The sequence below is a fragment of the Pseudomonas sp. CFSAN084952 genome (assembly GCF_009648855.1).
Taxonomy (GTDB): domain Bacteria; phylum Pseudomonadota; class Gammaproteobacteria; order Pseudomonadales; family Pseudomonadaceae; genus Aquipseudomonas; species Aquipseudomonas paracarnis.
The window spans coordinates 2,849,816-2,873,513 of the sequence record NZ_CP045767.1 but is presented as its reverse complement, the minus strand read 5'-3'; the positions used below and the strand labels follow the sequence as shown (position 1 = coordinate 2,873,513).

Genomic DNA, 23,698 nt, shown 5'->3' with positions numbered 1-23,698 from the left:
CAAGAGAACGATTTAAGTATCGCTTCTTGGCGTCCGTTGTCACGGGACAGGCCCATGTTCACCCATTTGGCGCGCTGCGTGGATGTGGTCTATCACTCGGCAAGCGCAGTGAATTTCATCATGCCTTACAGCTATATGAGGCGAGATAACGTAGAGGGCCTCAAGCAAATCCTCCATTTTTGCGGTGCGCAAAAGACAAAGGCATTGATGCTGATGTCGACCATCTCAATCTATAGCTGGGGCCATCGTTTCACCCATAAGAGCCATGTGTACGAACAGGATGATATCGACGAAAACTTACCGGCTATTCGCGATGACCTGGGTTATGTACAGAGTAAGTGGGTGATGGAAAAACTCGCAGATCTGGCCGCGTCCCGAGGTCTGCCGTTAATGACCTTTCGGTTGGGTTATGCCACCTGTCATAGCGTGACTGGCGAGTGTGCTCACTACCAATGGTGGGGGCGCTTTATCCGCACCTGCCTGGCGTATGGCGCGGTACCCGATCTGGAGCGTATGCGGGAAGGCTTGACCACTGTGGATTTCATGGTTGAGGCGGTGGCCCATATTTCCCGCGACCCCCAAGCGCTGGGGTTGAAGTTTAACCTGTGCCAACCAGAATCCACCAATCTGGACCTCAAAGCATTTTGTGAGCGGGTGGGCGAGCATTATGGCCGAACGCTTTCGGTTGTCCCGTATAAAAATTGGCTCGCATTGTGGGAACACAACCCCGAAGCATTACTTTACCCATTGCTTGGAATGTTCAAAGACCCGATGCACGCAGATCAGTCCATCCTTGAGCTTTACCAAGAAAATTATTCCTGGGATCGCAGCAACACCGTGCGGTTTCTTGAGGGTAGTGGTATTCGCGAGGCCCAATTCTCTGGCGAAGTATTGGCGCGTTATCTCGACAAGTTAGATCCAAACAGCTCACGTCAAGGCGATAGTTGACGCGTTGCTGTGCGGCCCGACGGTACTGGCACGGTCCGCCAGGTAACGCGCCGGCGGTTGGCCCATGGCCTTGCGGAACATGGTGATAAACCCGCTGGTATTTTCATAACCCAGGTCCAGCGCCACGCTCTGCACACTTTCGCCGTTGGCCAGGCGCTGCAGTGAAAGGATTACATGCAACAGCCGGCGCCAGCGACCGAAGCTCAGGCCGATCTCTTCCAACAACAGGCGGGTCATGCTGCGTTCGCTCATGCCGATGCGCACGGCCCATTCGCCCAGGGTGGATTTATCGCCGGGGTTGGCCAATAAGCTGTTGGCCAGCCGATGCAAGCGGGGGTCTTGGGGCATCGGCAAATGCAGGGCTTCGATGGGGGCCTGGGCCAGCTCGTCGAGTAACGTCGCCACCAGGCGGCCCTGGGCGCCGTCTTCGTCGTAGAGCTGCGGGAAGCTGACCGCCTTGCCGATCAATTCGTGCAGCAATGGCGACACCGACAGCGTGCAACATTGCCGGGGCAGGGCGCTGGCGGCGTTCGGGTTGATCAACAGGCAGTACACATCCGCTTCGCCGGCACCGCGTGCCGCGTGGGTTACTCCGCCGGGAATCCACAACGCGCATTGCGGCGGCACGATCCAGATACCCGCCTCGATCACACAATGCACCACGCCGCGCAAGGTGTAGATCAATTGCCCGTGTTGATGGTGGTGAGGGGTATGTTCCCAGCGTTCGGACGTACTCGAGGCGCCCACTGCAACAATCGAGCGAGGGATCGCGGCGGCGTCGCGGACCCGGCAGGGGTCGTACTGGTCGAGGCGGTGATGAACCATGGTGAGAACTGCCTTGGCTGGATTGCGAAACATTCTGGCTATTCTGTGCAATGCTGTCCAGCGCCACGCGCCCTATGATGAGAATCAGTCTCATCAAAGGAGCTTTGCCATGCGACTCGACAGTTCAACTTTCCCGGTGGTGAAAATCTTTTTCGACGCGCCTAGCGAAGGTGCGCCGGAAGACGCCTTCCTGACCTTCGAACGTCTGCTGGCCCGTGAGCAGCCCTTCTTGCTGCTGCACGAAAAAGCCGTGGATGAGAACAGTCATGAACACGCCCACGAAGAGCGCAAGCGCGCGTCTATCTGGATGAAGAAAAACAAGGCTGCCTTGCACGCCTACGTCAAAGGCATGATCCAAGTGGAGCCCAGCGCTGCCAAGCGCCTGGCCCTCAAGCCCTTTGCCGTGACGTTCGGCAAGGCCTGGGGTTACCCGCTGCTGGTGGTGGAGTCCAAGGATCGCGCCTGGGCGTTGGCCCAGGATGTGCTGGATACAGAAGTGTCGGATGTGGCGCATTTCTGAGCCTGGCCAAAGCTCGACAGCGTCCACAATTGAACTACCTTGATTGACGAGCCTTCCCACTCGGTATTCAAGCATGTGCACTTTATGGACGCGGTACCTGGCGTTGCTGGAAAACGACCTGAGCACGCAGATTTTCGACAATGTTAAAAATCTGTTGGTCTGCGCATTGTTGTTTGCGGCGGGGACCAACGCGCTGGTGGGACCGCGCGAGTTGCTGATCGGTATCTTCGCCTCCAGCGTCGCGGGCTGGGGCTTGATTGTGCTGTCGACGGTGCTGATGCTGTTGAACGTCAGCGACGGCATTCGCCGCCTGGCCAAATTGCGTTATCACTTGGCGTTGCAACTGTTGTTGATCCTGATCTACGTGGTGATTGCCGAGCGGGTGGTAGAGATTGTGTGGGTGTTGCGCGCCCATTGACGTATCCTCCGCGCCTCGTTTACCACTGATTCGAACAAAGATGACAGGACAAGCTATGCAGGCGCTGCTGGAGTCGATCCTCGACGAAGTGCGCCCCTTGATCGGCCTCGGCAAAGTCGCCGATTACATTCCCGCGCTGGCCGACGTGCCCGCCAACCAACTCGGCATCGCGGTATACGGCAACGACGGCACGGCCTACTGCGCTGGAGATGCAGACACGCTGTTTTCGGTGCAGAGCATTTCCAAGGTCTTCAGCCTGGTGCAGGCCATCGACCATGGCGGCGAATCCATCTGGGAACGCCTGGGCCACGAGCCCTCGGGGCAGCCGTTCAACTCCATGGTGCAGCTGGAATTCGAACGTGGCCGCCCGCGCAACCCCTTTATCAACGCTGGCGCGCTGGTGATCTGCGACATCAACCAGTCACGCTTCGCCGTGCCTATTCTGTCGATGCGCGACTTTGTACGGCGCCTGTCGGGCAACCCGCAGATCCTGGTCAATAGCGTTGTGGCCGAGTCGGAAGCCCAGCACGGTGCGCGCAATGCGGCCATGGCCTACCTGATGAAGTCGTTCGGCAACTTTCATAACGATGTGGACGCGGTGCTGCACAGCTACTTCAACTATTGCGCGTTGCAGATGAGCTGCCTGGACCTGGCCCGAGCGTTCAGCTTTCTGGCCAATGAAGGCGTGAGTGCCCACAGTGGCGAGCAGGTGCTGACGGCGCGCCAGACCAAGCAGGTAAACTCGATCATGGCCACCAGCGGCTTGTACGACGAGGCGGGCAACTTTGCCTACCGCGTGGGCCTGCCGGGCAAGAGCGGGGTCGGCGGCGGAATTGTCGCGGTGGTGCCGGGGCAGTTTACGGTGTGCGTATGGTCGCCGGAGTTGAACGCAGCGGGCAACTCGCTGGCGGGGATGAAGGCGTTGGAATTGTTGAGTGAGCGGATTGGGTGGTCGGTGTTTTGAGATCGTTCTCTCTGTGGGAGTTGGCTTGCCTGCGAAAGCGGTGGTTCAGTTGAAGAATCATTGACTGACAGGTCGCCATCGTGGGCAAGCCCGCTCCCACAGGGATCTATGCCTGGCGCCAATTCTGTGGGCAACCCACAACCAGTGTGGGAGCTGGCTTGCCTGCGAAAGCGGTGGTTCAGTTGAAGAATCATTGGCTGACAGGTCGCCATCGCGGGCAAGCCCGCTCCCACAGGGTTCTATGCCGGGTGCCGATTCTGTGGGCAACCCACAACCAGTGTGGGAGCTGGCTTGCCTGCGATAGCGGTGGCTCAGTTGAAGAATCATTGACTGACAGGTCGCCATCGCGGGCAAGCCCGCTCCCACAGGGATCTATGCCTGGCGCCAATTCCGTGGGCAACCCACAACCAGTGTGGGAGCTGGCTTGCCTGCGAAAGCGGTGGTTCAGTTGAAGAATCATTGACTGACAGGTCGCCATCGCGGGCAAGCTGAACTGGCCTAATGATTTTGGACACTTCAATCGGGCGTTATGATAGCGCCCAAATCTGAGGTGTTTGGATATGCGTAAATCTTATTCGAGTGAGTTCAAGCTCAAGGCTGCCAGCATGGTGCTGGATGAAGGCCAGCCGGTTACTGAGGTCTGTGCCAGCCTAGATATCGGCCCCACTGCTCTACGCCGCTGGGTCGATCAAGTGCAGAAAGAACGCCTGGGTTCGACCCCGGTAGGGGCCAAGGCGATTACCGCTGATCAGCGAGAAATCCAGAGGCTCAAAGCCCTACTCAGGGAGAAAGACCTGGACATTGAAATCCTAAAAAAGGCCAGTGCTCTCCTGCTTTTGGACGCCAAAGATCATTCACGCTGATCGATGAGCTGGACGAGCAATACGGCGTTAAAAGGTGTTGCCGGGCGTTTGGGATCAACCGTAGTAGTTTCTACGCCTGGCGCCAGCGCCAGGGCAGAGCAAATCCTGAACGGGACAAGCTCAAAGCCGCGCTGGTCAAGCACCACAGGGCGTCCAGAGAGTCGGCCGGCGCACGTACTTTGTCCAAGGAGCTAAAAGCCAAAGGGCATCGTATCGGACGTTATATGGCTCGCAGTTTGATGCGCGAAGCTGGCATCGCTAGTCGTCAGCGCAGGCGCCATAAGTACAAGTCGCCGGGCGTTGAGGCATTGGTTGCGCCGCACGTGCTCAAGCGAAAATTTGATGTAACGGCGGTTAACCAGGTGTGGTGTGGCGACGTAACTTACATCAAGGTCGGCAAGCGATGGATGTACTTCGCCGCCGTTCTGGATTTGTACGCTCGGAGGATCGTGGGTTGGTCGTTCTCGATGATTTCTGATGCCAATCTGACCTGCGAAGCGCTACGCATGGCGGTTGAGCTACGCGGCCGCCCCCAGGATGTGTTGTTTCATTCAGACCAAGGTTGTCAGTACACCAGTCATAAATTCCGAAACGAGCTTGTGAAACACGGATTTAGACAAAGTATGAGCCGTAAAGGCGAGTGCTGGGACAACGCCCCCATGGAGCGTTTCTTTGGTAGTTTGAAATCAGAGTGGGTTCCTGAAACGGGCTACAAACTGGAACATGAGGCCCGGGCAGACGTGCAGCGCTATGTCTCGCGCTACAACATCAGCAGGCCTCACAGCTACAACGACTACCGGTCGCCGGTCGCGAAGGAAAGGTTGGTGGCGTGAACCTTAATCGGTGTCCAAGATTACTTGACCAGTTCAGCTTGCCTGCGATAGCGGTGGCTCAGTTGAAGAATCATTGACTGACAGGTCGCCATCGCGGGCAAGCCCGCTCCCACAGGGTTCTATGCCGGGTGCCGATTCTGTGGGCAACCCACAACCAGTGTGGGAGCTGGCTTGCCTGCGATAGCGGTGGCTCAGTTGAAGAATCATTGACTGACAGGTCGCCATCGCGGGCAAGCCCGCTCCCACAGGGATCTATGCCTGGCGCCAATTCCGTGGGCAACCCACAACCAGTGTGGGAGCTGGCTTGCCTGCGAAAGCGGTGGTTCAGTTGAAGAATCATTGACTGACAGGTCGCCATCGCGGGCAAGCCCGCTCCCACAGGGATCTATGCCTGGCGCCAATTCTGTGGGCAACCCACAACCAGTGTGGGAGCTGACTTGCCTGCGAAAGCGGTGGTTCAGTTGAAGAATCATTGACTGACAGGTCGCCATCGCGGGCAAGCCCGCTCCTACAGGGATCTATGCCTGGCGCCAATTCTGTGGGCAACCCACAACCAGTGTGGGAGCTGGCTTGCCTGCGAAAGCGGTGGTTCAGTTGAAGAATCATTGACTGACTGGTCGCCATCGCAGGCAAGCCAGCTCCCACATTTTGATCCTCATTGTTCTTCGAATTGTAGGTGAGCCAAAACAAAAAATGCGCCCCTTGGGGCGCATTTTTTGCTCGGTCAGCTATGGCCTATCAGGCCGTCGCATCCCAGGCCCGATCACCGTTCTCGTCTTTGATCCGAGTCGGCAAGCCCATCACATCCAGCGCCTTGAGGAACGGCTCAGCTGGCAGTTCCTCGACGTTGGCCATGTGCTTCACATCCCACTCGCCACGCGCCACCAGCAGTGCAGCGGCTACCGGTGGTACGCCTGCGGTGTAGGAGATGCCCTGGCTGTCAGTCTCGGCATAGGCCTCTTCATGATCAGCCACGTTGTAGATGAACATCTCACGCGGCTGGCCATCCTTGGTGCCTTTGACCAGGTCGCCGATGCAGGTCTTGCCGGTGTAGCCCGGGGCGAGCGAAGACGGGTCGGGCAGCACGGCCTTGACCACTTTCAACGGCACCACTTCCAGGCCTTCGGCGGTCTTGACCGGCTGTTCGGAGAGCAGGCCGAGGTTTTTCAGCACGGTGAACACGTTGATGTAGTGTTCGCCGAAGCTCATCCAGAAACGCACGTTGGGCACGTCGAGGTTTTTCGACAGCGAGTGCACTTCATCGTGGCCGGTGAGGTAGAGGTTCTGCGAGCCAACTACCGGCAGGTCGTCGGTGCGTTTGACTTCGAACATGGTGTTGCTGGTCCACTGGCTGTTCTGCCAGCTCCACACCTGCCCGGTAAATTCGCGGAAGTTGATTTCCGGATCGAAATTGGTGGCGAAGTATTTGCCATGGGAGCCGGCATTGACGTCGAGAATGTCGATCGAATCAATGCGGTCGAAATGCTGTTGCTGCGCCAGCGCGGCATACGCGTTGACGACACCTGGGTCGAAGCCCACGCCAAGGATGGCGGTGATGTTCTTCTGTTTGCACTCTTGCAGGTGGTTCCACTCGTAGTTGCCGTACCACGGCGGGGTCTCGCAGACCTTGCCCGGCTCTTCGTGGATGGCGGTGTCGAGGTAAGCCACGCCCGTGTCGATGCAGGCACGCAGTACCGACATGTTGAGGAAGGCGGAGCCGACGTTGATGACGATCTGCGAATCAGTCTCGCGGATCAGGGCCTTGGTCGCTTCCACGTCCAGGGCGTTCAGCGCGAAGGCTTGGATATCGGCGGGAACCTTGAGGCTACCCTTGGCCTTGACGCTGTCGATGATGGCCTGGCATTTGGAGATGTTGCGCGACGCGATAGCAATACGACCGAGTTCGTCGTTGTGCTGCGCGCACTTGTGGGCCACCACCTTGGCGACACCTCCTGCACCAATGATAAGAACGTTCTTTTTCAATTGCTTTATCTCTCCTTTATCCGCCAGCTCAGGACAGGCTGGACAGGTAGTCGTCGTAACCAAATTCACGAACCACCTCGACTGTACCGTCGAGTTGTTTCACTACGATGGACGGCATTTTCAGGCCGTTGAACCAGTTTTTCTTGACCATGGTGTAGCCTGCGGTGTCGATGAACGACAGCCGATCGCCGATGGCCAGCGGACGATCAAATTGATACTCGCCGAAGATGTCCCCGGCCAGGCAGGATTTGCCGCACACCATGTAGGTGTGTTCACCCTCGCTCGGCGCCAGTTTGGCGTTGAGGCGGTAGATCAGCAGGTCCAGCAGGTGGGCTTCGATGGAGCTGTCGACCACGGCGAGATTCTTGCCGTTGTAGAGGGTGTCGAGCACGGTGACTTCCAGGGAGGCGCTATTGGTGATCGCCGCTTCGCCGGGTTCCAGGTAGACCTGCACGCCGTACTTCTCGGAGAACGCTTTGAGCCGTGCGCAGAATGCATCCAGTGCATAGCCTTCACCGGTGAAATGGATGCCGCCGCCGAGGCTGACCCACTTGACCTTGTGCAGCAGCGCACCGAAACGTTCCTCGATGGTGCCGAGCATCTTGTCGAACAGGCTGAAGTCGCCGTTCTCGCAGTTGTTGTGGAACATGAAGCCGGAGATCTGATCGATCACGCCATCGATCTTCACCGGGTCCCACTCGCCCAGGCGGCTGAACGGGCGCGCCGGGTCGGCCAGCAGGTAGTCAGAGCTGCTCACCTGCGGGTTCACACGCAGGCCGCGGATCTTGCCTTCGCTGCGTTCGGCAAAACGCTGCAGTTGGCTGATGGAGTTGAAGATGATTTTGTCGCAGTTCTCCAGCATCTCTTCGATTTCATCGTCGGCCCAGGCCACGCTGTAGGCATGCGCTTCACCTTCGAACTTCTGGCGGCCGAGCTTGAGCTCATACAGCGACGACGAGGTGGTGCCGTCCATGTATTGCTGCATCAAGTCGAATACCGACCAGGTGGCAAAGCACTTGAGCGCCAGCAGAGCCTTGGCGCCGGACTGTTCGCGCACGTAGGCAATCTTCTGCATGTTGACCAGAAGCTTCTGTTTATCGATGAGGTAGTACGGCGTTTTGATCATTTTTGAGAGCCTGCGGCGGTGCCTGCCAAAAAAGGACACGCATTGTGCCCGCACTTGGAACAGATCGAAAGGTTAGCCGGCGGATTTTGCGCGCCACGTTAAGCATAGGGCGTAAGTATGACCGTTCATAAGAATCACCCCGCCCCCTGTGGGAGCGCTCGAGCCTCAGCGAGGCCGCGATGACGCCGGCTCTGGCACCACAAACACCCACAGTAGCGCCGCTAATATCATGCCCACCTGAACATGAGTGAATCTTGTGATGATCTAGAGCAAAATGAGTTTGTCTCAAGACATCCCTCTGCCGACAATGACCGCCATCAATTAGACCATCGGAGTTGTAAGTCATGGCAGTCGCTCATTCCCTCGGGTTTCCACGCATTGGACGCGATCGTGAACTGAAAAAAGCGCAGGAAGCGTTCTGGAAGGGTGAGCTCGACGAAGCCGGCCTGCGCGCCGTTGGCCGTGACTTGCGAAGCACCCACTGGGCGCTGCAACAGCAAGCCGGTATCGAACTGTTGCCGGTCGGTGATTTCGCCTGGTACGACCAGGTGCTGACCCATTCGTTGATGTTCGGTGTGGTCCCTGAGCGGTTCCGCCCGGTCGATGGCCAGGCCACGTTGCATACCTTGTTCGCCATGGCCCGTGGCGTCAGTGACAGCTGCTGCGGCGGTGCCCATGCCCAGGAGATGACCAAGTGGTTCGACACCAACTATCACTACCTGGTGCCGGAGTTCAGCGTCGATCAGCAATTCCACCTGGCGTGGGATCAACTCTTCGAAGAGGTCCAGGAAGCCCTCGACCTGGGGCACAGCGTCAAGCCCGTGGTGATCGGCCCGCTGACCTATTTGTGGCTGGGCAAGGCCAAGGGCGCTGACTTCGACAGGCTCGACCTGCTCGAGCGACTGCTGCCGCTGTATGGCCAGATATTCCAGCGCCTGGCCGAATTGGGCGTGGAATGGGTGCAGATCGATGAGCCAATCCTGGCGCTCGATCTGCCCCAGGACTGGAAGAACGCTTTTGAGCGCGCCTATAACCTGATCCAGCGCGACCCGCTGAAAAAATTGGTGGCCACTTACTTCGGCGGCCTGGAAGAAAACCTTGGCCTGGCTGCCAATCTTCCGGTGGATGGCCTGCATATCGACCTGGTGCGTGCACCGGACCAGTACCCGACCATCCTCGACCGTCTGCCAGCGTACAAGGTGCTGTCCCTGGGCGTGGTCAACGGCCGAAACGTGTGGCGTTGCGACCTGGAAAAAACCCTGGCCATCTTGCAGCATGCCCATGAGAAGTTGGGCGATCGCCTGTGGGTCGCGCCGTCCTGCTCGCTGCTGCACAGCCCGGTGGACCTGGAACGGGAAGACCAGTTGGATGCCGAATTGAAAAGCTGGCTGGCCTTCGCCGTGCAGAAGTGTGCGGAAGTGGCGCTACTGGCCAAGGCCGTTGATCAGCCCGAAGCCCCTGGCGTACTCACCGCCCTGGCTGAGAGCCGCGCGGTGCAGGCAGCTCGCGCCGCATCGTCACGCATTCACAAACCTGCCGTTCAAGCTCGTGTGGCCGCCATCACGGCGCAGGACAGCCAGCGCCAGTCGCCGTTTGCCCAGCGCATCGAAAAGCAACGGGCCGGCCTTAACCTGCCGCTGTTCCCGACCACCACCATCGGCTCGTTCCCACAGACCGCGTCGATCCGCCTGGCGCGCCAATCGTACAAGGCCGGCAAGTTGAGCCACGCCGAATACGTCGATGCCATGCACAGTGAGATCAAGCACGCTGTCGAGGTGCAGGAAAACCTCGGCCTGGACGTGTTGGTGCACGGTGAAGCCGAGCGTAACGACATGGTCGAGTACTTCGCCGAACAACTGGATGGCTACGTGTTTACCCGGTTCGGTTGGGTGCAGAGTTACGGTTCGCGTTGCGTGAAACCCGCAGTGATTGTCGGCGACCTGAGCCGCCCGAACGCCATGACCGTGGAGTGGATTCGCTATGCCCAAGGCCTCACCGACAAGGTGATGAAGGGCATGCTGACGGGCCCGGTGACCATGTTGATGTGGTCGTTCCCACGGGAAGACGTGAGCCGAGAAGTGCAAGCCCGGCAACTGGCCCTGGCGATTCGTGACGAAGTGGTCGATCTGGAAGCCGCCGGCATCAAGATCGTGCAGATCGACGAAGCGGCTTTTCGTGAGGGCTTGCCGTTGCGCCAGGCGCAGTGGCAACCCTACCTCGACTGGGCGACTGAAGTGTTTCGTTTGTGTGCGAGTGGCGTGAGCGATGAAACCCAGATCCACACTCACATGTGCTACAGCGAGTTCAACGATGTGATCGAGTCCATCGCCGCCATGGATGCCGACGTGATCACCATCGAAACCTCCCGCTCGGACATGGAGCTGCTCGACGCGTTCGAAGCCTTCGCCTACCCGAATGAGATCGGCCCGGGGGTCTACGACATCCACTCGCCGCGGGTGCCGGATGCCTCGGAAATGGCCAACTTGCTGCGCAAGGCCGCCAAGCGGATTCCGGCAGAGCGCTTATGGGTGAACCCCGATTGCGGCTTGAAGACGCGGGGCTGGCCGGAGACCGAGGCGGCGCTCATTCATATGGTCACCGCCGCTCGCCAACTGCGTGCTGAACTGGCCTGATTCCTGAGCCCGGGCGCGGTTAAAAACTGTGGGAGCGGGCTTGCTCGCGAATGCGGTCTTCCAGTCACAGCAGCAGTGGCTGACACACCGTATTCACGAGCAAGCCCGCTCCCACAGGGGATCTGTGGCAGGCGCTGATTATGTGGGCGATGCGTAACCAGTGTGGGAGCTGGCTTGCCTGCGAAAGCGGTGGTTCAGTTGAATATTTAGTAGCTGACACACCGCCCCGCACAATTAGCCTGCATCAGGTCAGAGGTATTTGAGCCACGCCAGGTCCCGCCGCCGTGCTTTCAGGCCGGCGAACCAACGTACCGGCAAGTACAGGGCAATCGGCAACAGCAGCGCTGCCAGCCACACCGCACCGATACCGTCGAAGCCAAAGTAATTGCCCTGGTTGAGGCCAAACCGCGCAACGCAGGCCACATAGAGGATTTTCAGTACATAAAGGTGCAACAGATAAAAGAACATCGGCGCCGCGCCGAACACCGCCAGCACGCCGATCCAGCGCTTATGCCCCGCGCGTTCAAACGCCAGCAGCAACAGCAAGCCAATCCCCAGGGTCAACGCCAGAAACAACAGCGAAGGCGGATACTTGGTGATGTTGAAAAAGCTCATCAGCGTCAGCACGCTGCTGTCATACACCTGCCAAGGCTGCTCGCCATAGCCGTTGAGCGCGCGCAGCAACCCAAAGCCCACCAACGCGCCCACCCCCGCGACCCGTAAATAACGCTGGCGCACAGCCGGAAGCGTGGCATCGGCAAACCATGGCCCGAGGCCGTAACCCAGGGCAATCACACCGATCCATGGCAGCACCGGGTAGGTGGTGCGCAGGCGCAGGTTTTCAGAGACTTCAATCCAGTTGCGTTCATGCAAGATCGTCCACGGCACATGCAACATCGAGCCCGCTGCAACGTGCAACCCATCGAGCAGGTTGTGCCCGGCGATAATCACCAGCGCCAAGCCGATCAGCCAGGCACGCGGTAGCCAAACCAAAGCGGCGAGGGCGATCATGCTGATGCCGATGGCCCAGATGACTTGCATATAGATCACGCTGGGTGGCAGTTGGAAGGTCCACGCGAAGTTGACCAGGGTGAATTCCAGCACCACCAGGAACAGCCCGCGCTTGAACAAGAATGCCGACACGTCGCGACGGCCCTGATATTTCTGGCCGTACAGCCAAGCCGACAATCCGGTGAGCAGCACAAACACCGGCGCGCACAAGTGGGCCAGGGTGCGGCTGAAAAACAACGCAGGCTCGGTGCTGTCTATGCTCATGGGGTCGCTGACCTGGCGGTGCAGCAAGAAGGTTTCACGCACGTGGTCCAGCAACATAAACAGGATCACCAGGCCGCGCAGGGCGTCGATGGACAGCAGGCGTTTGCGTAAAGTCATAGCGTCAGTCATAAGTTAAGGATCACACGCAGGCAAAATATTGACGTTATTCTATAACATTAAGCGAGGCGCTGATGACAAGCATGACCCCACACTCGGCCGAAGCCGTAATCGCGTTCTGGAAACAGGCGGGGCCCAAGCGTTGGTTCGCCAAGGACGAGGGGTTCGATAGGGACTTTCGCGATAGATTCAACGCGGCTCATATGCAGGCTGCACGGCGTGAACTCGAAGACTGGTTGACCACGGCGGATGGCGCGCTGGCGTTATTGATCCTGCTGGATCAGTACCCGCGCAACGCCTTTCGCGGCACGGCGCATATGTTCGCCACCGACCCGCTGGCGCGGTTGTATGCGCGAACGATGGTGGACGCAGGATTGGATCAACAGGTTGAACCTCAGTTGCGTGCGTTCTGCTATTTGCCTTTTGAACATTCGGAAGACCCCCAGGACCAGCAACGCTCCCTGGCCCTGAACCAGCAGTTGGATGCCAGCACCTACCACTGGGCCAAGGAGCATGCCGACATCATCGAGCGGTTCGGGCGGTTTCCGCATCGCAATGGGGTGTTGGGCAGGACGAGCACCGACGAAGAACGCGCCTTCCTCAAGGCCGGTGGCTTCGCCGGTTAGGCGTGCTCTGGCGCCAGGCTTCGCTGGGCGCCAACACGGCGAAACCGCCGCACACCCTTGAGGTCAATCGCCCATCGCAACGCTTCAGTGGCCGAAGGACGCGGGCCCTGGTTGATCGCCTGTTCATCCTTGCCCAGTGCGCTGAGGTAACCCTGCGTACCGCCGCGTTCGCTCCAATAGTGAGTGTGGCTCAACCAGGATTTGGCCAGCCAGCCTTTGCCATTGCCCACGGTCACCGGCAAGTCCAGCACGCCGCCGCCCATCACGGGCTTGACCGGGCCGCCGACGATGTCGCCGAACAGGCCGAAGGGGGCAGGGAAGTACAGGTTGGTCCAGCGCGTGACGGCAAAGGCTGCGGCGTGGTGCAGGTAGTGCGGGGTGAAGGGCTTTTGGCCGAGCACCAGCGGTTGGCGAGCGTTGTAGCCGTAGCCTTGGGTGTCTTCGGTGGGCGGGCAGGCCGGGGCTTCGCGGCGTTCCATACGCTGCTGGAAGTCACTGACGCTGCGGCCCAGCAACAGGCTGGCGTGGGCCATTGGGCTGCCGACCGTGACCAGGTCGGTGATGCGCCAGGGGTTGCCCAGGCCGCGCTGTTCGGCAAAAGCTTCGGTCTGTTGCTGACGAAAATTCAACAGGCTGCTCAGGCTGCCGTCCAGCAAGGCGCCGGCGGCGGGCAGGGCATCCTTGACCACCGGTTGCAGCGGTTCGCGGTTGGCATAACGGGCCGCCAGCTCACGGTTGCTGGGGGTCAGTTGGGTCAGTTGGTCGTGGTATTCATGCCAGAGGTAGCCGACGATGTCATAGGCAATCACGCTGCCCAGGCTGTGACCCACGACGATGATGCGCTCGTAGTCGCCCTGGTTGTGCAGGGCACGCAGCAGGTCTACACCGTCGGCACGGATCTGCTCGCGCACCCTCACGTTCTGCGGGTTGGGGCTGAGGTAGCGTGCGGCGTCTCCCAGGTACGCCAGCGCCGAATAGCGCAGCCCCAGTCCCATGGCCACGAGCAGCAGGGGGATCAGCGCGAAGGGGTTGTCGCTGGGGGGCAATTGGCCCCAGGCCGTGGCCAATGTACCGCTGGCAACCAGCAGCAATAACACCAGCACCGTCCAGCGCGTGCTGCGCCAGATCGGCACGATGGCCTCGGGAATGTCGCGACGCGGGCGCTTGAAGATGTCCCACAGCCAGCCCAGCAGATGGCCGAACTTGGTGCCCTGCATCTTGTGGGCCCAGTAGTACTCATAGAAATCCGTCGAGGTACGGCCCGAGGCCTTCAGTACGCGCAGGTCGAAGTTGCGCGATAGCCGATCCGGCTTGCTCCAGTACAGAGGTTTGCCATCGGGGGTGTCCGTGGGGATCATCGCTTCGACAAAGCCGCGCAAGGTGTCCATTGGGCGCTGCTCGCCGATGCCGTGGATAACCACAACTGCTTGTTTCATGTGCTGTTCCTTCCTTGAAAATCAGCGGTAGCCATAATATTGCCACTAGCCGCGCTATTCCCGCCAGGAATGCCCCCATAAAAACCCTGCATTGTCTTTATCGGCCGGGATCTCGTAGCGTGACGCCTCACCCCAGGAGATTGCCCATGAGCCAAGGCCCGCTGCACCTCTACGTTGATTCGCTGTTTACCAGCCCCTATGCCATGTCGGTGTTTGTCGCCTTGCGCGAAAAAGGCCTGGCGTTCGAGACCCTCACCCTGGACCTCGATGCCGGGCAAACCCAGGCGGCAGATTACGCCCAACGCTCCCTGACCCAGCGAGTGCCGACCTTGGTAGACGGTGATTTTGCATTGTCTGAGTCTTCGGCCATCACCGAGTACCTGGACCAGGCCTACCCCGAAACCCGCGTGTACCCGGCGGATGTGCAACAGCGGGCGAGGGCGCGACAGGTTCAAGCGTGGTTGCGCAGCGACTTGCTGCCGATTCGCCAGGAGCGCTCGACCCTGGTGGTGTTCTGCTCGCAGAAGAGGCCGCCGTTGTCAGCAGAGGCTCAAGCCGCCGCGACCAAGTTGATCAGCGCGGCGCAAGCCTTGCTGGCGGATAACCGCGAGTACCTGTGCGGCCAGTGGTCGATTGCCGATGTGGACCTGGCGGTGATGCTCAATCGCCTGATCCTCAACGGTGACGCCATGCCAGCGCAGCTGGTGGCCTACGCGCAACGCCAGTGGCAGCGGCCGTCAGTGCGCGAGTGGGTCGAGCTGCGACGGCCCGCGCTCTAGTTGTGCCTGCTGGGCAACACGCCGGTCGAGGTCTTCCCAGTCGGCCATGCCCAGCACGCGCATGGTGTTCAAACCGCGCAAATAACCGCGCAATTGCTCGGCGCTGGCGCTGCTTTTCGCGGCGTCGGCGTGTGAGTTCAGCAACACGGTTTCGTACTCAACCAGGTAGTCGGCGACTCGCTCGCGAAACTCTGGCAGTACCGCCTCGCGGATACGATCGAAGATTTTCTGGTAGGGCTTCATGGCGGGGTCCTTATAGATTTTATGGGCGGCCTGACACTATCGGTTCAAATGATAGTCACCATCAAGGATCACAAGTTCTGTTTTTTCGCCAAACGCGCAGAATCTGCACATCGAGACGCAGCCCAAGGAAAAATGCGCGATGAGGACGATTATCCAGTTGGCTTTGATGGCCCTGATGCTGGGCACCGCGGTCATGACCACCCCGGCGATGGCCGATGAAGTGCGTACAGGCCATTTGCTGCCACTGGTGGGTAGCGTAGACTCCCTGCAGCGTGCCCAGTCGGTGGGGGTATTGTTCAGTGAAAACACCCGCGACAACCTCAGCTACCTTGAACGCTACCACGCCATGGCGCAGAACGGCGCCAAGGATGCCCTGGATGGGCGGATTCGCGAGGCGTTCGTCAACAGCTCCGACCCGGAACTGGCGATCGACTGGTTGATGCACTCGTTGCAGGGCACTTTTCTCTCGGTGACGGTCTATAGCAGCCTGGATGAGTTGGTGCAGGCGCACCCGGATGTGGTGGTGGTGCTCGATACCCATAACCAATTGCTCACCCAGCGTAATGACCGGGTCGAAGCACGCTTTGTCGCACGCTTCTACGACGCGAACCTGCAATTTATCGCCAAGGCCGAAGGCTCGGTGGATAAGCACGTGCCGTCAGTGTGGGTGCACGACAAGGCGGCGCCGGAGATTGCTGCACTGATCGAGCAACAACGCGATGTACAGCAAGATGCCCTGAAGCAGTTCGATGCGTCGCTCAAGGCCCTGGTTCGCGCAGGTTGATCCGCGATGGTTGTGAACCCTATTTGGTTATTTTCAGGAATGTTTATGCGCTCTTTCTTCGCCTCGGCCCTGGCTTGTGCTTCGTTGCTGCTGACCGGTTGTATCACGGCGCCCAACGCCCCATCGCTGACCCTGCAAACCTACAAGACCCCCGATGGCTATGTGCAATGCGTATTGCCCAAGCTGGAAAAGCACGGCATCACCTCGACCGTCACCCAGAACTCGCGCCACGCCAAGGTGCTGTTGACCAGCAAGATTGCCGCCGATGATGTGCTGGAGGCCTACAAGTCCCAGGACGGCACCAAAGTGTTCCTGTATGAGCGCAAGCCGTTGGCTTCGGCGATCAAACCATCGCGGCTGGAGCAGGCCGCGCAGGATTGCAAATAAACCCGCACACACATAACGCAACCCACCCTGTAACCAATGTGGGAGCTGGCTTGCCTGCGAAAGCGGTGGTTCAGTTAAATATTCAGTGACTGACACGCCGCCTTCGCGGGCAAGCCCGCTCCCACAGGGGATCTGCGCTAGGCGCTGATTCTGTGGGCAATACATAGGAGCGAGCTTGCTCGCGAAAAACTCATAGGCGCCGCGTTTATTCGGGAGCGCGCGTAATCGTTGACTTCTTTCGCGAGCAAGCTCGCTCCTACAGGGTATTGGCCCCATTTGGATCAGGGTTTGGCTTCGTTGCTGAAGCTGTCGACAGTCTTGACCAATCCCTGCGCCGCCAACGCCACCAACTCACCGCCTTTCTCCACAGTAGCCAACGCCGGGTCCGAGCCCATGCGGCCGTCAGGGAAGCGCGCACGGAAGTCCAGGGCTTCACGGATCGGACCAGTGTTGGCGATTTGCGGTGAGTACTCGGCAGACTTGATCGCATCCGGATACGCCCACTGCGTCACGGCAATTTCCGATGGCGTGGCGTGGCTGCCATGCCCCACCGGGAATTGACGCTGGGCCAGGTCAGTGACGCCTTCCAGGTCCCACCAGTTCACCAGTTTCAGCGCAAACCCGGCCGGGCGGCGGGCGAAGCTGGCTTCGGCGTACAGCTCGGAGAACGCCGCTTCAATCGTGGCGATGTTGCCGCCGTGACCGTTCAGGAACAGGATCTTTTCGAAACCATGCCCGGCCAGCGAGCGCACCCAGTCGCCAATCGCGGCGATAAAGGTGGAAGGGCGCAGGGAGATGGTGCCGGGAAAGCCCAGGTGGTGTTGGGCCATGCCGATATTGAAGGTCGGGCCGACCAGGATGTCGGCGTGCTTCTGGGCGTGGTGGGCGATGATCTCCGGGCACATCCAGTCAGTGCCCAGCAGGCCGGTGGGGCCATGTTGCTCGTTGGAACCGATGGGAATCACCACCGTGCGGCTGCGTTCCAGGAACTGCCCGATTTCGATCCAGGTGGAGGTGTGTAGAAGCATGCGACGTTCTCTTTTATCAGTGGGGACAGGCTATCCGCCACGGATTGTACGACTACTCGCCACCTGTTGGGGTTTGCAATTGAGGTAGGTCGATGACTTCAGCCAGCGCTGGTCGGGGTACCACGAAAACATGAACTGCCCGTCCTTGAGCTTGTCCACCACTTGGCGGGCGACTTGCGGACGCACGGCCGGGCAACCCTGGCTGCGGCCGATACGGCCTTCGCGCTTGCTCCACAATGGGCTGACGTAGTCGGCAGCATGAATCACGATGGCGCGGTCGCGGGCCTGGTCATTGAAGCCGGGTTCCAGACCGTCCATGCGTAGCGAGTAGCCATGGGCGCCCAAGTAGCTTTCCTGGGTGCGGAACAAGCCCAGGCTCGACTGGTGGCTGCCCTCGAGATTGGAGAACTGGGTAGCGAAGTTTTCCCCGGACTTGGCACCGTGAGCCACCAGGTCGCGTAGAACCAAGGTCTTTTTGCGCAGGTCGAAGATCCATAGGCGACGGGCGGTCGAGGGCTGGGAGTAGTCAATAACCGCAAGGCGATCGGAACGCTCCTCGCCGTTATTGACCGCGCACTGCACGGCGCTCAGGGCGCTTTTCAGCACGGTGGGATTGAGTTCTGGAGCCGAGCGCGCCAGGCTGCTATACAGGGAAGGAGAGGTGCCATTGGCGGCGAGCGCAACATTGCTCAATAAAGCCAGGCACCCAGTGATCAAGCCCAGGCTGGTTAGCCTGAGCAGGCGTATAAAAGTCAGCATCTACAGTCGAGTCCCCGCTGTGGAGTGGAGCTAAGTCAATTGTTCAAAAAACACGCATGTTACTTGAGCATTTGCCTGCTCGTTGCACCATTGGTCGCTACAGCCGAAACGCTGCCGGTGGAGCCATTGCCCGTCACCACCCCTGCGCCGGTCGCGCTGGCGCCGTTGCAACAGGCGTTAGCGCAGTTGACCAGTGTCTGCCCGCACCTTGCGCCGCGTATCGATGCCGCCGCGCTGGCGCGCCTACAAGCCTTTTACCAGCAGCAGGGCGATGCCCCGCTATGGTCGGCTGACGAACGCCGGCATGCCTTGCACAGCCAGTTGCTGATGCTTGCCGACGATGGCCTGGACCCCACCCACTATAGCTTGCCCGCGGCGGATGCCACGGCCAACGTGCTGTGCAGCGATATCGCCAACAGCCAGCAGTACCTGCAAGCCCTGCAGGATTTGCATTACGGGCGCCTGCAGCAATCGCGCTTTGAGCCCCTCTGGCACTCCCAGCCACCCAGTGGCGATCCGAATACCCAAGTACTGGCGTTCGCCGCCACCGGCCTGCAAGACATGGCCCAAGCCTTCGATCATGCGCGGCCCAGCGCCGATTTGTACCGCAGCCTGCGCAATGCCTATGCCGGCGTGCGCCAGCAGCCGCTGCCCCATTGGGACCCGGTCGCCGAGGGCGCGTTGCTGCGCCCGGGTATGAACGACGCCCGGGTGCCGGAGTTGGCGCGGCGCCTGCACAGCGGTGGCTACCTGGCCCAGTTGCCCAGCGGCAACGGCAAGCAATACCAGGGCGAATTGGTCAAGGCGGTGAAAGCCTTCCAGCTCAGCCACTCGTTGCAGGCCGACGGCGTGGTCGGCGCCGGCACCGTGGCTGAACTCAATATCAGCCCGGCGATGCGTCGTGAACAACTGCGCATCAACCTGGAGCGCTTCCGCTGGCTGGCCCAGGACCTGGAGCCTGAAGGCGTCGTGGTCAATGTGGCCGCCGCGCAACTGAGCGTGTACCAGAGCGGCATCCCGGTGTGGCAAACCCGCCTGCAAGTAGGCCGGGCCGAACGCCAGACGCCGTTGCTCAAGTCGCGTATTACCCGGCTGACCCTCAACCCCACCTGGACCATCCCACCGACCATCATGCGCGAGGACAAACTGCCCGCCATCCGTCTCAACCCTGAATACCTGCGCCAGCAAAACCTGCAAGTGCTCGACGCCGAAGGTCACCCCTTGACGCCCGACCAGGTCGACTGGGCACGCCCCGGCAATATCCTGCTGCGCCAGCAGGCCGGTCCGCGTAACCCGCTGGGCAAGATTGTGATGCGCTTTCCCAATCCGTATTCGGTGTACCTGCATGACACCCCCAGCCAACCCTTGTTCACCAAGGGCCCACGGGCGTTCAGTTCGGGATGCGTGCGGGTCGAGCAACCGTTGTTATTGCGCGACCTGCTGGTAACGCCCGCCGAACGCACCCGCACCGATGAGCTGCTGGCGACCGGCGAAACCCATGAATTCAGGCTGGCCACGCCGGTGCCGGTGCTGTTGGGGTATTGGACGGTAGAAGTGGATCGTCAGGGCGAGTTGGTGTACGCGCCGGATATTTATGCGCGTGACCCGGTGTTGATCAAGGCCATGGGCAGCGTGCTCTAGGGCGCGCTTATTCCGGCATCAGTTGCTGGCGGCATTCCAGCACCAGGCGGGCGCCGCCCAACTCACTGGTGCCCACCTCCAGCTTGAACCCATGCAAGTTGATGATCGCCGCCACAATCGACAGGCCTAGCCCAAAGCCGCCTTGCTGATCACTCTCATCGACCCGATAGAAACGCTGGAACACCGACGCGCGCTCGGCAGCCGGAATGCCTGGCCCGGAGTCGAGCACTTCGATGCGCGTACTGCCCAGGTCGTTGACTGCTCGCAGGATCACCTTGCCCTTGGGCGGGGTGAACTTGATCGAGTTACTCAGCAGGTTGGCCAGGGCTTCGAATAGCAGCGCACGGTCACCGGTAATCCACGGCAGTGAATCAGGCGCTTGTAACACCAGCTCCAGTTCGCCTTCTTCGGCCAGGGGCAGATAGAAGTCATGCAGCTCGCGCAGCAACGGCAGCGGGTCCAGCACCAGGAAGCCCGAGCGGCGCTGGTGGTCTTCCAGTTCCGAGATGCGCAGCAGCCCGCGAAAACGCGCCATCAGCGTGTCGGTTTCGGCGATGGCGTCATCGAGCTTTACCGCGTGGGCCGAGTCTTCCTCGGCTTGTTGCTTGATGCGGTAAAGCTGGGCGCGCAAGCGGGTGAGCGGGGTGCGCAGGTCGTGGGCGATGTTGTCGCACACGCCCTTGACCTCGTTCATCAGTTTTTCGATGCGGTCGAGCATGGCATTGACGATGGCGGCAAGCATGTCCAGCTCGTCGCGCCGGTTGGACAGCGGCAACCGGTGCGTGAGGTCGCCGGCGACGATGGCCTCGGCGCTGGCCTGGATCCCGCGAATACGCCGCAACGGGCGACGGCGCAGCAGGTGCCAGCCGGCAGCGCCGGGGATGATGGTCAAGGACAGTGCCCACAGTAGGGCGTGCCAGATAATCCGCGTTACCCCGAACAACGAGCCGTTGGCGCGCACCAACACCAGCCAGCGGCCGTCCTCGGTGTGGGTGGCCACGGCGTCGCAACTGTCCTTGGGCAGTTTGGGATCGTCGGATTGCACGCAATTGGTCAAGGCGTAGATCTTGCCATCCAGCGGCAAGTCGGGTGGCACGGCACGGATCGGCCCGCTCAAGGGACGAAATTGCTCATCGAACAGGCCGTAGGCGTCCACGCCCTTCATGTCGAAGGTCATGCTGGTGGTCAGCGCTTCCACCAGCTCTTCGCCGTCGAAACGCTGGAAAAGATGCTGGCGCTGCAACAGGGAATGGCGCGACAAGTCGCTGAGGTAGCCTGAGACCTCGTAGTACAGCACCCCCATGAGGATGCAACTCCACGCCACGAATAACGAACTGTACAGCGCCAGCAAACGGCTGCTGGAAGAGCGCCAACCTTTAGAGGGGTTCAGCAATGACATAACCCGAGCCTCGTACCGTGCGGATCAGCGGCGTGAGGCCCGGTGGGTCGATTTTCTTGCGCAAACGGCCGATGTGCACGTCGATCAGGTTGGTGCCGGGGTCGAAGTGATAGCCCCAGACTTCCTCGAAAATCATCATCCGCGACAGGATCTGCCCGGTGTTGCGCATCAGGAATTCAAGCAGTTTGTATTCAGTGGGCAGCAGGGTCAGCGGTTGATCGGCGCGGCTGGCTTCGCGGCTGATCAGGTTCAGTTCCAGGTCGGCCACGCGCAGGGCGGTTTCGAACTCCTGGACCGTACTTTTACGCCGCAGCAGCACTTCGACACGGGCGGCCATTTCATCCGAGGCGAACGGCTTGGTCAGGTAATCGTCGCCGCCGGCACGCAGGCCGCGCACGCGCTCGTCGACATCGGAGAGGGCGCTGATCATCAGGATCGGCGTAGACACCCCAATAGTGCGTAACGTGGTGACGATGGCCAGGCCATCCAGTTCGGGCAGCATGCGGTCAAGGGTGATCAGGTCGTAATCACCACTCACGGCACGGACCAGGCCCTCGCGGCCGTTGTCCACCCAATCTACGTCCAGTCCATGGCTACTCAGCTCGGCGACAATCTCGCGGGCCGTTACGGCGTCATCCTCGATGGTCAAAATGCGGGTCATAGGATTACCTGGTGAGCGTTCACACTAGAAGTGGCGACATTTTGCCAAGAAGTTGCTGAATGTTTCCTAAATAAAACTTCATCTTCTTAAAGCCGACATCGCACTGTGGGAGCTGGCTTGCCTGCGATGGCGGCTTACCTGCTGGCATATTCGTTGGCTGCCATGCCGCTATCGCAGGCAAGCCAGCTCCCACAGGGGAGTGCATTACGCCCGCCTAATATCGCCGTTTATTGCAACCTGCATGATCTGGCTAAGTTCAATTTAAATAAATCATTGAAATTAAAGGAATTTAAATTTAATCGCAGCTGGCACGCTGCCTGCACTGTCCGTTTTGAGACTTGTAACATCATTTTTCGTGCCTGGAGCAAAACAACAATGATCACATCCTCATCCACGCTGCAAGAGTCAAGCACGCTCTCCGGGGTTTCCTGGGGGGCGATTTTCGCCGGTGCTGCTGCAGCGGCCGCCTTGTCATTGATCCTGGTGTTGCTGGGCTTCGGCCTGGGCTTTTCGGCGGTGTCGCCTTGGGCTGACAGCGGTATCAGCGCCAAGGGCCTTGGCATTTCCACGATTGTCTGGCTGGCGTTCACCCAGATTGTCGCTTCTGGCCTGGGCGGCTATATCGCCGGTCGTTTGCGGGTGAAGTGGGCCAATATGCACAGCGACGAGGTGTACTTTCGCGACACCGCCCATGGCTTCCTGGCGTGGGCAGTGGCCACATTGATCACGGCGATGTTGGTGGTCGGCTCGGTCAGCAGTGTGGTCAGCGGCGGCGTGAAAGCTGGCGCCAGCGTGGCATCGGGCGCCGCCAGCGGCCTCACCCAAGCTGCCGGCAGCGCGGCAAAAGGTGCCGACAGTGGTGACTTCGGTTATTACGTCGACAGCCTGTTCCGCGATGATCGCCCAGCGGCGGTCAGCGATGATGCAGCCCACGCCGTGGTCGGTCGTATCCTGACGCGTACGTTGAGCAACGACGGCCAACTGGCAGCGGAAGATCGCGCCTACCTGGCCCAACTGATCAGCCAGCGCACCAACCTGAGCCAGGCCGATGCCGAAGCGCGTATCGACAAGGTCTATGGCGACGCGCGCAAAGCCGTTGAAGACGCCAAGCTCAAAGCCAAACAAGCCGCTGAAACCGCGGCGAAAGTAGCGGCCTACACGTCCCTGTGGACCTTCGTGGCCTTGCTCATCGGTGCGTTCTTCGCCAGCTTCGCCGCCACCTTTGGCGGTCGCCGCCGGGATGCCGTGGTGTACGTCGAAACCGAAAACTACGTTCGTTAATTCAAGGAGAACATGATGCGCTCATTACTGCTGTGGTTCCTCGGCGTGCCGATTCCGGTGATCATCCTGATCGCGATTTTCATGCACTAATTGTAGGAGCGAGCTTGCTCGCGAAGAACTGCTAGGCGCCGCGCTCATTCAAAATGGCCGCGGCGTTCTTGCGTTTTTC

The 23,698-nt window shown here is 60.0% G+C and carries 23 protein-coding genes; 13 read left to right on the top strand and 10 right to left on the bottom strand.

Translation table 11 applies throughout. The features are described from left to right. Nucleotides 1-54 precede the first annotated feature (54 nt). Nucleotides 55-948 carry a thioester reductase domain-containing protein gene (locus GH769_RS12790; protein WP_153649774.1) on the top strand — a complete coding sequence of 298 codons (894 nt, stop codon included), beginning with the start codon at nucleotides 55-57 and terminating at the stop codon, nucleotides 946-948. Here the strand turns inward: GH769_RS12790 and GH769_RS12785 are convergent. Further along, a complete protein-coding gene (locus GH769_RS12785) occupies nucleotides 928-1,773 on the bottom strand; it encodes a helix-turn-helix domain-containing protein (RefSeq protein WP_153649773.1) in 846 nt (281 codons plus the stop codon). The genes GH769_RS12790 and GH769_RS12785 overlap by 21 nt on opposite strands. A gap of 109 nt (nucleotides 1,774-1,882) precedes the next feature. On the opposite strand from GH769_RS12785, the gene GH769_RS12780 reads away from it, so the two are divergent. The 5 genes from GH769_RS12780 (at nucleotide 1,883) to GH769_RS12765 (ending at nucleotide 5,371) form a co-directional block, all read left to right on the top strand. Then, the gene (locus GH769_RS12780) at nucleotides 1,883-2,293 is read left to right on the top strand and encodes a hypothetical protein (protein ID WP_032901722.1); all 411 of its coding nucleotides are present in this window, start codon (nucleotides 1,883-1,885) and stop codon (nucleotides 2,291-2,293) included. Nucleotides 2,294-2,366: 73 nt separating this feature from the next. Continuing rightward, nucleotides 2,367-2,711, top strand: a complete 345-nt coding sequence (locus GH769_RS12775) for a hypothetical protein (protein WP_032901720.1) — start codon at nucleotides 2,367-2,369, stop codon at nucleotides 2,709-2,711. Nucleotides 2,712-2,766: 55 nt separating this feature from the next. Next, nucleotides 2,767-3,675 (top strand): glutaminase B, encoded by a 909-nt coding sequence (gene glsB / locus GH769_RS12770; protein WP_014718789.1) that lies wholly within the window; start codon nucleotides 2,767-2,769, stop codon nucleotides 3,673-3,675. Nucleotides 3,676-4,235: 560 nt separating this feature from the next. Further along, a complete protein-coding gene (locus GH769_RS29445) occupies nucleotides 4,236-4,538 on the top strand; it encodes a transposase (protein ID WP_014717988.1) in 303 nt (100 codons plus the stop codon). Continuing rightward, nucleotides 4,535-5,371, top strand: a complete 837-nt coding sequence (locus GH769_RS12765; protein WP_044483177.1) for an IS3 family transposase — start codon at nucleotides 4,535-4,537, stop codon at nucleotides 5,369-5,371. The genes GH769_RS29445 and GH769_RS12765 overlap by 4 nt, the downstream gene beginning before the upstream one ends. 738 nt (nucleotides 5,372-6,109) lie before the next feature. Here GH769_RS12765 and GH769_RS12760 read toward each other — a convergent pair. Next, nucleotides 6,110-7,354: a saccharopine dehydrogenase family protein gene (locus GH769_RS12760; RefSeq protein WP_032901677.1), complete on the bottom strand. Its 1,245-nt coding sequence runs from the start codon at nucleotides 7,352-7,354 to the stop codon at nucleotides 6,110-6,112. Between the two features lie 28 nt (nucleotides 7,355-7,382). Beyond that, nucleotides 7,383-8,480, bottom strand: a complete 1,098-nt coding sequence (locus tag GH769_RS12755; RefSeq protein ID WP_019817180.1) for a carboxynorspermidine decarboxylase — start codon at nucleotides 8,478-8,480, stop codon at nucleotides 7,383-7,385. 344 nt (nucleotides 8,481-8,824) lie between these two features. On the opposite strand from GH769_RS12755, the gene metE reads away from it, so the two are divergent. After that, nucleotides 8,825-11,113, top strand: a complete 2,289-nt coding sequence (gene metE / locus GH769_RS12750) for a 5-methyltetrahydropteroyltriglutamate--homocysteine S-methyltransferase (RefSeq protein WP_020302283.1) — start codon at nucleotides 8,825-8,827, stop codon at nucleotides 11,111-11,113. Between the two features lie 249 nt (nucleotides 11,114-11,362). On the opposite strand, the gene GH769_RS12745 is transcribed toward metE, so the two are convergent. Continuing rightward, on the bottom strand, nucleotides 11,363-12,517 hold the full coding sequence (locus GH769_RS12745; protein ID WP_032901675.1) for a DUF1624 domain-containing protein: 1,155 nt from the start codon (nucleotides 12,515-12,517) through the stop codon (nucleotides 11,363-11,365). 71 nt (nucleotides 12,518-12,588) lie between these two features. Here GH769_RS12745 and GH769_RS12740 point away from each other — a divergent pair, with 71 nt between their 5' ends. Then, nucleotides 12,589-13,131: a DUF924 family protein gene (locus GH769_RS12740; RefSeq protein WP_032901674.1), complete on the top strand. Its 543-nt coding sequence runs from the start codon at nucleotides 12,589-12,591 to the stop codon at nucleotides 13,129-13,131. Here the strand turns inward: GH769_RS12740 and GH769_RS12735 are convergent. Then, the gene (locus GH769_RS12735) at nucleotides 13,128-14,567 is read right to left on the bottom strand and encodes a hypothetical protein (RefSeq protein WP_032901672.1); all 1,440 of its coding nucleotides are present in this window, start codon (nucleotides 14,565-14,567) and stop codon (nucleotides 13,128-13,130) included. The genes GH769_RS12740 and GH769_RS12735 overlap by 4 nt on opposite strands. Nucleotides 14,568-14,713: 146 nt before the next feature. Here GH769_RS12735 and yfcF point away from each other — a divergent pair, with 146 nt between their 5' ends. Then, complete coding sequence (yfcF, locus tag GH769_RS12730; RefSeq protein ID WP_020301788.1) at nucleotides 14,714-15,346, top strand: glutathione transferase; 633 nt, start codon at nucleotides 14,714-14,716, stop codon at nucleotides 15,344-15,346. On the opposite strand, the gene GH769_RS12725 is transcribed toward yfcF, so the two are convergent. After that, nucleotides 15,305-15,589: a hypothetical protein gene (locus tag GH769_RS12725; protein WP_014718781.1), complete on the bottom strand. Its 285-nt coding sequence runs from the start codon at nucleotides 15,587-15,589 to the stop codon at nucleotides 15,305-15,307. The genes yfcF and GH769_RS12725 overlap by 42 nt on opposite strands. A 139-nt stretch (nucleotides 15,590-15,728) precedes the next feature. Between GH769_RS12725 and GH769_RS12720 the strand changes: the two genes are divergently transcribed. Together GH769_RS12720 and GH769_RS12715 are read left to right on the top strand one after the other, a co-directional pair. Continuing rightward, nucleotides 15,729-16,373, top strand: a complete 645-nt coding sequence (locus GH769_RS12720) for a hypothetical protein (protein WP_014718780.1) — start codon at nucleotides 15,729-15,731, stop codon at nucleotides 16,371-16,373. Nucleotides 16,374-16,418: 45 nt separating this feature from the next. Further along, on the top strand, nucleotides 16,419-16,760 hold the full coding sequence (locus GH769_RS12715; protein ID WP_032901671.1) for a hypothetical protein: 342 nt from the start codon (nucleotides 16,419-16,421) through the stop codon (nucleotides 16,758-16,760). Between the two features lie 281 nt (nucleotides 16,761-17,041). Here GH769_RS12715 and GH769_RS12710 read toward each other — a convergent pair whose 3' ends face one another. Beyond that, a complete protein-coding gene (locus tag GH769_RS12710; RefSeq protein ID WP_014718778.1) occupies nucleotides 17,042-17,788 on the bottom strand; it encodes a creatininase family protein in 747 nt (248 codons plus the stop codon). A gap of 30 nt (nucleotides 17,789-17,818) precedes the next feature. Beyond that, the gene (locus GH769_RS12705) at nucleotides 17,819-18,547 is read right to left on the bottom strand and encodes a murein L,D-transpeptidase catalytic domain family protein (RefSeq protein WP_019817186.1); all 729 of its coding nucleotides are present in this window, start codon (nucleotides 18,545-18,547) and stop codon (nucleotides 17,819-17,821) included. 39 nt (nucleotides 18,548-18,586) lie between these two features. On the opposite strand from GH769_RS12705, the gene GH769_RS12700 reads away from it, so the two are divergent. Further along, on the top strand, nucleotides 18,587-20,188 hold the full coding sequence (locus tag GH769_RS12700; RefSeq protein ID WP_020301790.1) for a murein L,D-transpeptidase: 1,602 nt from the start codon (nucleotides 18,587-18,589) through the stop codon (nucleotides 20,186-20,188). A 7-nt stretch (nucleotides 20,189-20,195) separates the two neighbouring features. On the opposite strand, the gene GH769_RS12695 is transcribed toward GH769_RS12700, so the two are convergent. Together GH769_RS12695 and GH769_RS12690 are read right to left on the bottom strand one after the other, a co-directional pair. Beyond that, complete coding sequence (locus GH769_RS12695; protein ID WP_014718775.1) at nucleotides 20,196-21,587, bottom strand: HAMP domain-containing sensor histidine kinase; 1,392 nt, start codon at nucleotides 21,585-21,587, stop codon at nucleotides 20,196-20,198. Beyond that, nucleotides 21,565-22,248, bottom strand: coding sequence for a response regulator transcription factor (locus GH769_RS12690; protein WP_003191687.1), 684 nt, complete (start codon nucleotides 22,246-22,248; stop codon nucleotides 21,565-21,567). The genes GH769_RS12695 and GH769_RS12690 overlap by 23 nt, the downstream gene beginning before the upstream one ends. Before the next feature lie 375 nt (nucleotides 22,249-22,623). Here GH769_RS12690 and GH769_RS12685 point away from each other — a divergent pair, with 375 nt between their 5' ends. Beyond that, nucleotides 22,624-23,529 (top strand): hypothetical protein, encoded by a 906-nt coding sequence (locus tag GH769_RS12685; protein ID WP_032901670.1) that lies wholly within the window; start codon nucleotides 22,624-22,626, stop codon nucleotides 23,527-23,529. Nucleotides 23,530-23,698 lie beyond the last annotated feature (169 nt).

Coding starts and splice junctions, on each gene's coding strand:
- glsB (WP_014718789.1), top strand. CDS start 2,767: ATGCAGGCGCTGCTGGAGTCGATCCTCGACGAAGTGCGCCCCTTGATC.
- GH769_RS12715 (WP_032901671.1), top strand. CDS start 16,419: ATGCGCTCTTTCTTCGCCTCGGCCCTGGCTTGTGCTTCGTTGCTGCTG.
- metE (WP_020302283.1), top strand. CDS start 8,825: ATGGCAGTCGCTCATTCCCTCGGGTTTCCACGCATTGGACGCGATCGT.
- GH769_RS12725 (WP_014718781.1), bottom strand. CDS start 15,589: ATGAAGCCCTACCAGAAAATCTTCGATCGTATCCGCGAGGCGGTACTG.
- GH769_RS12695 (WP_014718775.1), bottom strand. CDS start 21,587: ATGTCATTGCTGAACCCCTCTAAAGGTTGGCGCTCTTCCAGCAGCCGT.
- GH769_RS29445 (WP_014717988.1), top strand. CDS start 4,236: ATGCGTAAATCTTATTCGAGTGAGTTCAAGCTCAAGGCTGCCAGCATG.
- GH769_RS12690 (WP_003191687.1), bottom strand. CDS start 22,248: ATGACCCGCATTTTGACCATCGAGGATGACGCCGTAACGGCCCGCGAG.
- GH769_RS12780 (WP_032901722.1), top strand. CDS start 1,883: ATGCGACTCGACAGTTCAACTTTCCCGGTGGTGAAAATCTTTTTCGAC.
- GH769_RS12705 (WP_019817186.1), bottom strand. CDS start 18,547: ATGCTGACTTTTATACGCCTGCTCAGGCTAACCAGCCTGGGCTTGATC.
- GH769_RS12710 (WP_014718778.1), bottom strand. CDS start 17,788: ATGCTTCTACACACCTCCACCTGGATCGAAATCGGGCAGTTCCTGGAA.
- GH769_RS12685 (WP_032901670.1), top strand. CDS start 22,624: ATGATCACATCCTCATCCACGCTGCAAGAGTCAAGCACGCTCTCCGGG.
- GH769_RS12775 (WP_032901720.1), top strand. CDS start 2,367: ATGTGCACTTTATGGACGCGGTACCTGGCGTTGCTGGAAAACGACCTG.
- GH769_RS12785 (WP_153649773.1), bottom strand. CDS start 1,773: ATGGTTCATCACCGCCTCGACCAGTACGACCCCTGCCGGGTCCGCGAC.
- GH769_RS12740 (WP_032901674.1), top strand. CDS start 12,589: ATGACCCCACACTCGGCCGAAGCCGTAATCGCGTTCTGGAAACAGGCG.
- GH769_RS12720 (WP_014718780.1), top strand. CDS start 15,729: ATGAGGACGATTATCCAGTTGGCTTTGATGGCCCTGATGCTGGGCACC.
- GH769_RS12755 (WP_019817180.1), bottom strand. CDS start 8,480: ATGATCAAAACGCCGTACTACCTCATCGATAAACAGAAGCTTCTGGTC.
- GH769_RS12735 (WP_032901672.1), bottom strand. CDS start 14,567: ATGAAACAAGCAGTTGTGGTTATCCACGGCATCGGCGAGCAGCGCCCA.
- yfcF (WP_020301788.1), top strand. CDS start 14,714: ATGAGCCAAGGCCCGCTGCACCTCTACGTTGATTCGCTGTTTACCAGC.
- GH769_RS12745 (WP_032901675.1), bottom strand. CDS start 12,517: ATGACTGACGCTATGACTTTACGCAAACGCCTGCTGTCCATCGACGCC.
- GH769_RS12790 (WP_153649774.1), top strand. CDS start 55: ATGTTCACCCATTTGGCGCGCTGCGTGGATGTGGTCTATCACTCGGCA.